The organism is uncultured Actinobacillus sp., from assembly GCF_945915845.1.
GTDB lineage: Bacteria > Pseudomonadota > Gammaproteobacteria > Enterobacterales > Pasteurellaceae > Exercitatus.
The window spans coordinates 134,992-145,371 of sequence record NZ_CAMEFX010000002.1 but is presented as its reverse complement, the minus strand read 5'-3'; the positions used below and the strand labels follow the sequence as shown (position 1 = coordinate 145,371).

Below are 10,380 nucleotides of genomic sequence, written 5' to 3'. Positions count from 1 at the left end.
ATGCGGCTTGGGGCGGTGCATTACTGCTTTCAAAAGATTTCCGTCATCTTTTAGACGGCATTGAATTAACCGACTCAATTACGTTGGATTTCCACAAACATTTCTTCCAAACAATTTCTTGCGGCGCATTTTTATTGAAAGATCCGCAAAATTACCGCTTCATTGATTACAAAGCGGATTATTTAAATTCAGAATACGATGAAGCACACGGTGTCCCGAATTTAGTGGCAAAATCACTCCAAACTACACGCCGTTTTGATGCGTTAAAATTGTGGTTTACGGTGGAAGCCTTAGGCGAAGAGCTATACGCTTCAATGATCGACCACGGTGTTTACCTCACCAAACAAGTGGAACAATATATTCACGAAACAGAAGGCTTGGAAATGCTTGTTCCGGCACAATTTGCTTCGGTATTATTCCGTGTTGCGCCGGCAGGCTATCCTGCTGAATTTATCGATGCCTTAAACCAAAATGTGGCAGATGAACTCTTTGCCCGAGGCGAAGCAAACATTGGTGTCACCAAGGTGGGAGAGAAACAATCGTTGAAAATGACCACGTTAAGCCCAATCGCAACGCTCGAAAACGTTAAAGCGTTATTGGCTCAGGTGCTAAGCGAAGCAGATCGCATTAAAGATGCCATTGCAAATGGCACTTATGTACCGCCGATTGATTAAAATAAACCTAAAATTGACCGCGCTTTAAAATGAAGTGCGGTCATTTTTTTAGAAGTTTTACCTAAGAAATGTGATCACCCACACATTTTACAGAAATCCCACAAGACATTAATTCTATTTAACGGTATGATGTCTTCAAATTTCGCTTAAAACTCAAGATGTAAGGAGTCAATTATGGAAAACTTAACCCCTGAAATGTGGAAAATGATCGCGCTTGGCTTTGTCGCCGGTGTGATTTTGACTTATTTAGCATTACGCCTCACCAAAGGTTCTGTCAGAAAACAAGCTAAAACCGAAAATGAACTACAACAAACCAAAGCAGAGTTAGCACAACAAACTGAACGTTTGGAGAAACATTTTGCCGAAACTGCAGATTTATTCAAATTGCTCGCACAAGATTATCAAAAACTCTATCGTCATTTAGCAAAATCCTCTGATGAACTATTGCCTGAATCACAAAAAACACTCTTCTTACAAAGTTTTATCAACTCCGATAAATCTACTGCTTCTCCTGAGGTTAACAGTAATGAACAACCTAGAGATTATAAAGAAGGATCTTCCGGTTTATTTAAAGCTGAACGTTAAATACAATGATGAGGGCGAATGACATTCGCCCCAGACTGCTGACAAAGTTTCACTTAATAATCTGAAATATTTTGATTTCAAAAATATCTTGATATGAAATGACTGTAGGGACACACTGCGTGTGTCCGTCATCAATTTTTTTACACCTTTTTGATTGAATTAATCATTTTCGGACACACGCAGTGTGTCCCTACAATGTTATTTGATGTTTGTCAGCAGTCTAGAGGGCGAATAACATTCGCCCTTTGATTTATCTCATGTAAAAATAGATAAATTTGCTTGATTCGAACTGCATATAAAACCGATTAATTTTTCACCGCACTTCATTCCCTCCCCTGATTTCTGTGAACAATCCCCCATTTTCTTTGTCAAATGCCGTACACAATATTTCATTACTCATTTTTATTTAAGAAAAGGAAAATCAATGAAAATCACAAAATCTAAATTTGCACTTAATGCAATGGTATTAGGCTTAACTGTACTTTCTGCCCCAATGATTTCTATGGCAGAGCTACCGCCAATGCTCACACAAACAAATGTATTTGGTACCCCAAGCCTTGCACCAATGCTCGAACGCGTTTTACCTGCTGTCGTTTCTATCTCAGTTGAAGGAAAGGAAGCAACATCTCGCCGCAACAATTTTGATGATCAAATTCCAGAAGAATTTCGCCGTTTCTTTGGCGATGATTTGTTTGGTGGTCGCCAATCTGCACCACGTCAATTTAAAGGGATGGGATCAGGTGTCATTATTAATGCAGAAAAAGGCTATGTTATCACTAATAATCATGTTATTGATGGCGCAGACAAAATTACAATTCAACTAAACGATGGACGAGAATTCAAAGGAAAAATTATTGGCCAAGATGAACAATCTGATGTTGCTTTAGTTCAAATTGAAAAACCTAAGAATTTAACTGCAATCAAAATCGCCGATAGTGATAAATTACGTGTGGGTGATTTTACCGTCGCCATTGGTAATCCTTTTGGTTTGGGACAAACAGTAACCTCAGGAATTGTATCTGCACTGGGGCGTTCAACAGGTTCTGATAGTGGCAAATATGAGAACTATATTCAAACAGATGCAGCCGTAAACCGTGGTAATTCCGGTGGCCCATTAATTAACTTAAATGGTGAATTAATTGGTATTAACACGGCCATCATTTCACCAAGCGGTGGAAATGCCGGTATTGCCTTTGCTATCCCGTCTAATATGGCAAATAATTTAATTCAACAATTTATTGAATTTGGTGAAGTGCGCCGTGGTTTATTAGGGATTAAAGGGGGAGAATTAAATGCAGATTTAGCAAAAGCATTTAATGTTGACGCACAGCAAGGTGCTTTCGTCAGTGAAGTACTACCAAATTCAGCAGCGGATAAAGCCAAACTCAAAGCAGGCGATGTGATCATTGCCCTAAATGGGCAAAAAATTTCAAGTTTTGCCGAATTACGCGCGAAAATTGCTACTTCAGGAGCAGGAAAAACTTTAGAGTTAACCGTATTACGTGATGGTAAAACTCAAAATATGAAAGTGACGTTACAATCAGATGACGGCAAAACGACATTATCCTCTAACTCCACAGTAGATCAATTATTGCCGGCACTTGAAGGAGCAGAATTAAGCAATGATGATCATGGTGTAAAAATCAGTAAAGTAGAGAAAAACTCTCCTGCAGCACAATACGGCTTAAAATCAGGAGATATTATTATTGGTATCAATCGTCATAAAGTGGAAAAGCTAAACGATTTGCGCAAGATTTTGGAAGATAAGCCATCTGCTATTGCTCTTAACATTTTGCGTGGCGACACGAATTTTTATTTGTTAGTACAATAAGCACAGCATCAAAAAGAAGCAAAGCGTTGCTATTCAACTCTGACCAGTAACGCTTTTTTATTGTTTTATTTCACAGAAAATAAACCTATAAACACTTTTTTTAAAAATTTTTTGATGTAAATCAACTAAAGATAAATTCACACTTTGCTTGCTGAAACTTTTCCGCTATTATTCACGGCGTCAGGTAATTACTTGATATTCATAAAGTTCCTAAATAAAATAATCATAAAATAAATAGCTAAACTACTTTCCTACCACTCTTCGGAGTGGTTTTTTTTGCTTGTTTTTCAATGTGTTAAAGAAGTTTAAAAGGGATTGAAAAGTATTTGGTGGTAAAAAAGTGGCAAAATACATTTTCATTTTTTCTGAAACGTATTGAGAAATTCATCAGAAATTGATTAATTTTGTAATTTTTTTCTTTAATTTTTCCCACGTAAAACTGCGCTCAAATCAGTGTTTTCAGGGCTTGCGCTTTTTTTCTTTTTGTTTTGCTCGATCTCTTTTTTGTAAAAATATGAAATTTTGTGTAATTTTTTCAGTTTTCCGATCTCTTTCGCGCGATCTTTCAAGCCTTTTATTTACTGGGATCGTTATTATTTCTAACGTTGAAATTTAACTGAAAAAATGCCAATTTTTTTATAAATCGCGCGGGGGAGGCGGTGGATTTTACGTGGCGTTTACGCGTACGTAAAAAAATTACGTGGCTTGGCGAAATATGGCGCGCGTAGGCAAAGAAAAAGCCTTAATACGTTAAGTACTAAGGATTTTTGCTTCATTCATTGGTGCGCTTATGTGCGCTTATTTTGTGCTGTGGTGATTGATATAATCAGTTTTTTTAATTTTTAGCTTTGTGAGTCATTGACTTTTTTTTATTTTTGTAAAATAAAATAGGGCTAATTTATATCTTAGCTATCACTAAGACGCATTAAAAAAAATAAAAAAATACCGTGTCAAATAACACAGTACGTCTCAGCATTCGCAATAAAAAAGCCACCGTAAAAACGATGGCTTTTCTTAAAACTTCTTGCTCTTGTTAGTACACTAATCTATAATGCACTTGTTTTCAGCAATGGTGCTGAAAACGAGCCGGTGCAGACCTTTAATCACACCGACTTTTGGAGGGATAACATATGCTTTACCGCATTATCCTAGTTATCATTCTCTTAGTAATTAGCTCCCCAGCATACTAAGTTGAATGAACTAAGCAGGGGGAGAAATCTCCCTGCTCTTCAAAATCAATATTAAGGATTTATTATGGCATTGTCAAGAAGTGAGATTGTGGCTCGCAGTGATGCAAAGAAAGGTATGCAAGCCAAAACCTATAAACTTCCGCAAACGTTGGTGGCTGAAATTGAGCTGTTAGCCAAGCAGTGCGGTATTTCTCAAGGATTGTTAATTGCTCAAGCCGTTGAGCTGTTTAAGCAGTCTCAAAAATAGCTTTTTCATAAAACCCTTGTAGGATGTGGCGGTACTTGTGGGCCTTGTGGAATATTGGGTAACTCCCACCACTGACCATTGATCATTAATTCCTTATTATCTTCAAGTTAACGATGATTTACGCACACTTCCCCCCCCCCCCAGCTACCTAGAGCAAGCCGAGCAATTCAACCCCATTGAGAATTTAGGCACTTAGTGTGCGATTTCGTGGTGGTTAATTTGTCTTTATTTACCTATATTTTCCTTTATTTGCAATTTTAATCCCTTGAAGTTGCTGCAACTTATTGATTTTACCAAGGATTATAATAACGATTAAACTACTTTCCTACCACTCTTCGGAGTGGTTTTTTTTATCCCTAAAATTCGGTAAAATACCACCGTATTTTTTACATTAATAGGATAGAAAATGTCATCACAATTTGTTTTCACAATGCACCGAGTAGGCAAAGTTGTTCCGCCGAAACGTCATATTTTAAAAGATATTTCTTTAAGCTTCTTTCCTGGGGCGAAAATCGGGGTACTAGGCTTAAATGGTGCGGGTAAATCCACCCTATTACGCATTATGGCTGGTGTTGATAAAGAGTTTGAAGGGGAAGCTCGTCCGCAACCAGGGATCAAAATCGGTTATCTTCCGCAAGAACCAAAATTAGAGCCACAGCAAACCGTGCGTGAAGCCATTGAAGAAGCAGTTTCAGAAGTGAAAAATGCACTCACTCGTTTAGATGAAGTGTATGCGGCTTATGCTGATGAGAATGCGGATTTCGATAAACTTGCGGCTGAACAAGCACAATTAGAAGCAATTATTCAAGCTCACGATGGGCACAATTTGGATAACCAGCTAGAACGTGCGGCTGATGCGTTACGTTTACCTGATTGGGACGCAAAAATTGAACACCTCTCAGGGGGAGAACGCCGCCGTGTGGCACTTTGCCGCTTATTGCTCGAAAAACCGGATATGTTGTTATTAGACGAGCCGACCAACCACTTAGATGCGGAGTCTGTGGCGTGGTTAGAACGTTTCTTACACGACTACGAAGGTACTGTGGTGGCAATTACCCACGACCGTTACTTCTTAGATAACGTGGCAGGTTGGATCTTAGAGCTTGACCGTGGTGAAGGTATTCCTTGGGAAGGTAACTACTCTTCTTGGTTAGAGCAAAAAGAGAAACGTTTAGAGCAAGAACAAGCGGCGGAAAATGCTCGCCAAAAATCCATTGCCAAAGAGTTGGAATGGGTACGCCAAAATCCGAAAGGTCGTCAGGCGAAAAGCAAGGCGCGTATGGCACGCTTTGAAGAGCTTAACTCAGGCGAATATCAAAAACGTAACGAAACCAACGAACTCTTTATTCCACCTGGTCCACGCTTAGGGGATAAAGTGATTGAAGTGAGCAATCTAACCAAATCTTACGGCGACCGCACTTTAATTGATGATTTATCTTTCAGCATTCCGAAAGGGGCGATTGTGGGGATCATCGGGGCGAACGGTGCAGGTAAATCAACCTTATTCCGTATGCTTTCAGGTCAAGAACAGCCAGATAGCGGTTCAATCGTGATGGGCGAAACGGTGGTACTTGCCTCTGTGGATCAGTTCCGTGATGCAATGGACGACAAGAAAACCGTGTGGGAAGAAGTGTCAAACGGACAAGATATTTTAACTATCGGTAACTTTGAAATCCCAAGCCGTGCTTATGTTGGACGCTTTAACTTCAAAGGCGTAGATCAACAAAAACGTGTTGGCGAATTGTCAGGCGGTGAGCGTGGTCGTTTACACCTTGCGAAATTGTTACAAGCGGGCGGAAACGTCTTATTATTAGACGAACCAACCAACGACCTTGACGTGGAAACCTTGCGTGCGTTAGAAAATGCGATCTTAGAATTCCCAGGCTGTGCAATGGTTATCTCGCACGACCGCTGGTTCTTAGACCGTATCGCCACTCACATTTTAGATTACGGCGATGAAGGTAAAGTCACTTTCTACGAAGGTAACTTCTCAGACTACGAAGAGTGGAAAAAGAAAACCTTAGGCGAAACGGCAACGCAACCACATCGTATTAAATATAAGCGTATTGCGAAGTAATCTGAAATAATAATGAAAAATATGGTGATGATCTCACCATATTTTCTTATTTTAATACCCTTTCTCTATATATTTACTTACTTTTTATAGGAAATAAAATGTTTAAGTCGTTAGTCAGTCAGTCAGTCAGTCAGTCAGTCAGTCAGTCAGTCAGTCAGTCAGTCAAGAATAGTTTATATCTTATTATTCCTATATTCTATTATTCTAAGCTATTCTTTGGGGCATCTTATTAAGATTGAAGGTATTATCGCAACGTACCTAATTTTCTATTTTCTTCTTCATTTCTCTATAACATTATTCTATCTGATATTTAGTATAACTGCTGTTATAGGTGTCTTATATCTTCCTGCTGCTATTATTTATGGAAGATTTTCGGAAGGTATAGTAGTTTCTATTTTTGAAACTAATATGCTTGAAAGTATAGAATTTATTAAAAACATCCCTATTTATTTGTATATATTATCAGGTTTATTTTTTATATTCTGTGTATATATTCTTTACAGAATAAAAAACATGTCATTTTCATCACTGTCATTAAGTAGAAATATTACTATTATAATTATTATAACTTTATGTACAATTTACAAACCCCTTAAAACACATTATGCACATAATGATAAGTTTTCCCTTGAGCATACTAATGTTGCACCTATTGGGTTTCCTGCCAAATTGATTAGTAACACATTAAACTATTATAGTTATAACAATGAATTGAAAAAATCGGTAGATGATCCTGTGAGTTGGAATATTTTAAATATTAATCCAAAATATAAAAATTATATATTGGTAATTGGTGAAAGTATGAGGGCAGACTATATGTCATTATATGGTTACCCAATCGATACCACACCATTCTTAAATAGTACAAATGGTTTCATTATTGATGGCTATATATCTACTGCATTGAATACTCAAACCTCTTTGCAAAGAATACTATATTTAAATAAGAATAATCAATTTTCTTATCAGGATAATATTATTACCTTGGCAAAAAATGCCGGTTTTGAAACTTATTGGATCTCAAATCAGGGAAAATTTGGAGAGTTTGACACAATTGCTGCTCGTGTTGCATTTAATGCTGATAATATCCATTTTACTAAAAAGGCCGGATATAACTTCACTAACGTCAATGATAGGAAGATGCTCGATATTCTCAAAGGATATGTTACTGAAAAACAAGATAAGCATCGCTTATTTGTTTTACATCTAATGGGGTCCCATCCAGAATTTTGTGAACGATTGGAGAGTAAGCCAGCAATATATTTTATCAATCAAAATATGTCTTGTTATTTAGAAACATTAACACAAACTGATTTATTGATTAAAGAAGTGATTGAGTTATTTAAATCTCAAGAAAATTATTCCCTTATTTATTTCTCCGATCATGGTTTATCTCATAAACAGAACGGTGATAGGTTTTCAATGTTTGTGAATAATCAATATAAACAAAATTATCAAGTACCATTTATCAAAATATCCAGTGATGATAAAAATAGAGTGTTCATAAAAACTCAACGCTCTGCCTTTAATTTTATGTCTGGGTTTGCTGAATGGTTAGGGGTTAAAGAAGTAACGTTATCGAAATCTGAAGGTTTTTTCTCGGATAAACAAGATGATATCAAGGTATTTGACGGAGATAAATTGATAGAATTTAATACCTTGCAGGATGATCCTGCGAAATTACCATAAACTTATAGGAGCTGTTTCTAATAGCGACTAAGCGTATTGCGAAGTAATCGTTTTTCCTACTCAAAAGTGCGGTCGATTTTGACCGCACTTTTTGCTATAATCCTCCCAATTTTTTATCTTTCAAAATTGACTTAATTCTCATCAACTTATGACAATGCCAAAAGAATACGATTCAATAAATATTACCGTGTTAAAGGGGCTTGAGCCAGTACAAGTTCGTCCCGGGATGTACACTGATACCCAACGTCCAAACCATTTAGGGCAAGAAGTTATAGATAATAGTGTGGATGAAGCTTTAGCGGGTTTTGCCACCAAAATTGAAGTGATTTTACACAAAGATCAATCGCTTGAAGTAATCGATAATGGGCGTGGTATGCCTGTAGATATGCACCCGACTGAAAAAATGTCCGGCGTGGAAGTGATTATGACGAAACTTCATGCCGGCGGTAAATTTTCGAATAAAAACTATGAATTTGCCGGTGGTTTGCATGGCGTAGGGATCTCCGTGGTCAATGCCCTTTCCGAGCGTGTGGATGTCACCGTAAAGCGTAACGGTCAGGTTTATCATATTGCCTTTGAAAACGGTCTTAAAGTGGAAGAATTAGAAGTGGTGGGGACTTGCGGTCGCCGTACCACAGGAACTGCGGTCAAATTTAAACCAAATCCAAAATATTTTGATAGCGATAAATTCTCTGTATCTCGCCTACGCCATTTGCTACGTGCAAAAGCGGTGCTTTGTTCAGGGCTGGAAATCAAATTTATCGATCACATCAATGGCACAGAAGAAAGCTGGTTGTATCAAGACGGACTTTCGGATTATTTAATCGAAGCGGTCAGTGAATTCACTACGCTGCCCGAAACCCCATTTATCGGCAGCTTTAAAGGCTCAACGGAAGCGGTGGATTGGGCATTATTATGGCTACCTGAAGGCGGTGATTTAATTGGGGAAAGCTATGTAAACTTAATCCCAACCATTCAAGGCGGAACCCATGTCAACGGCTTACGCAAAGGCTTAATTGACGCCATGATTGAATTCTGCGAATTCCAAAATTTATTGCCTAAAGGGGTAAAATTAACGGCAGATGACTTGTGGGACCGTTGTGCCTACGTGTTATCACTCAAAATGCACGATGCCCAATTTGCAGGACAAACCAAAGAACGTTTGTCATCCCGTGAAAGTGCGGTTTTCGTCAGCGGCGTAGTGAAAGACGCTTTCAGTTTGTGGCTCAATAATAATATCGAACCTGCCAAATTATTAGCCGAAATGGCGATCAGTTCTGCACAACGCCGTTTGCGTGCGTCTAAAAAAGTGGTGCGTAAAAAACTCACTTCAGGCCCTGCATTACCCGGAAAATTAGCCGACTGTTCACAGCAAGATCTTGAGCGGACAGAATTATTTCTGGTAGAAGGTGACTCGGCGGGCGGTTCAGCCAAACAAGCGCGCGACCGCGAATATCAAGCAATCTTGCCATTGCGCGGTAAAATTCTAAACACCTGGGAAGTTTCATCAGAGCAAGTACTGGCTTCTGAAGAAGTACACAACATTGCCGTAGCCCTAGGTATCGATCCGGACAGCAACGATCTAAGCCAGTTACGTTACGGAAAAGTCTGTATCCTTGCGGATGCGGATAGCGATGGATTGCATATCGCCACCCTACTCTGCGCCTTATTTTTACGCCATTTCCCGCAATTGGTCAAAGACGGACATGTTTATGTGGCAATGCCACCGCTCTATCGTATCGATTTAGGCAAAGAAGTCTATTACGCCTTAGATGAACACGAAAAAGAAGCCATTTTAGAACGCTTAAGCAGCAAACGTGGAAAACCGAATGTACAACGCTTTAAAGGTTTGGGTGAAATGAACCCAAGCCAATTACGGGAAACCACCATGGATCCAAGCACGCGCCGTTTGGTTCAATTAACCTATGAAGAGCCTATGGCTGATGAAAGTGCGGTGGAAAATTCAGATATTTTGAGCAATGAAACCATTGAATTAATGGATATGTTGCTCAACAAAAAACGAGCAGAAGATCGTAAAAATTGGTTGCAGACAAAAGGCGATCAAGCCGATTTGGATTTGTAATATG

At 38.6% G+C, this 10,380-nt stretch carries 6 protein-coding genes and 1 pseudogene; all 7 read left to right on the top strand.

The genetic code is table 11. The annotated features are described in order from the left end of the window. Nucleotides 1–674 (top strand): annotated as a pseudogene (ddc, locus tag Q0O89_RS01605) (L-2,4-diaminobutyrate decarboxylase); the annotation flags it as partial. Nucleotides 675–848: 174 nt separating this feature from the next. Further along, nucleotides 849–1,259, top strand: coding sequence for a YhcB family protein (locus Q0O89_RS01600; RefSeq protein WP_293730038.1), 411 nt, complete (start codon nt 849–851; stop codon nt 1,257–1,259). A 430-nt stretch (nt 1,260–1,689) separates the two neighbouring features. After that, on the top strand, nt 1,690–3,090 hold the full coding sequence (locus Q0O89_RS01595) for a Do family serine endopeptidase (RefSeq protein WP_293730049.1): 1,401 nt from the start codon (nt 1,690–1,692) through the stop codon (nt 3,088–3,090). Between the two features lie 1,254 nt (nt 3,091–4,344). Continuing rightward, complete coding sequence (locus Q0O89_RS01590) at nt 4,345–4,527, top strand: ribbon-helix-helix protein, CopG family (RefSeq protein ID WP_293730036.1); 183 nt, start codon at nt 4,345–4,347, stop codon at nt 4,525–4,527. A gap of 406 nt (nt 4,528–4,933) precedes the next feature. Then, the gene (ettA, locus tag Q0O89_RS01585) at nt 4,934–6,604 is read left to right on the top strand and encodes an energy-dependent translational throttle protein EttA (protein WP_293730035.1); all 1,671 of its coding nucleotides are present in this window, start codon (nt 4,934–4,936) and stop codon (nt 6,602–6,604) included. Nucleotides 6,605–7,117: 513 nt separating this feature from the next. After that, nucleotides 7,118–8,293 (top strand): phosphoethanolamine transferase, encoded by a 1,176-nt coding sequence (locus Q0O89_RS01580; protein ID WP_293730034.1) that lies wholly within the window; start codon nt 7,118–7,120, stop codon nt 8,291–8,293. 154 nt (nt 8,294–8,447) lie between these two features. Beyond that, the gene (gene parE, locus Q0O89_RS01575; protein ID WP_293730048.1) at nt 8,448–10,376 is read left to right on the top strand and encodes a DNA topoisomerase IV subunit B; all 1,929 of its coding nucleotides are present in this window, start codon (nt 8,448–8,450) and stop codon (nt 10,374–10,376) included. The last annotated feature ends 4 nt before the right edge of the window (nt 10,377–10,380 follow it).

Excerpts from the sequence above, each read along its gene's own strand:
- Q0O89_RS01580 (WP_293730034.1), top strand. The coding sequence starts at position 7,118 with ATGTCATTTTCATCACTGTCATTAAGTAGAAATATTACTATTATAATT.
- Q0O89_RS01590 (WP_293730036.1), top strand. The coding sequence starts at position 4,345 with ATGGCATTGTCAAGAAGTGAGATTGTGGCTCGCAGTGATGCAAAGAAA.
- Q0O89_RS01600 (WP_293730038.1), top strand. The coding sequence starts at position 849 with ATGGAAAACTTAACCCCTGAAATGTGGAAAATGATCGCGCTTGGCTTT.
- parE (WP_293730048.1), top strand. The coding sequence starts at position 8,448 with ATGCCAAAAGAATACGATTCAATAAATATTACCGTGTTAAAGGGGCTT.
- ettA (WP_293730035.1), top strand. The coding sequence starts at position 4,934 with ATGTCATCACAATTTGTTTTCACAATGCACCGAGTAGGCAAAGTTGTT.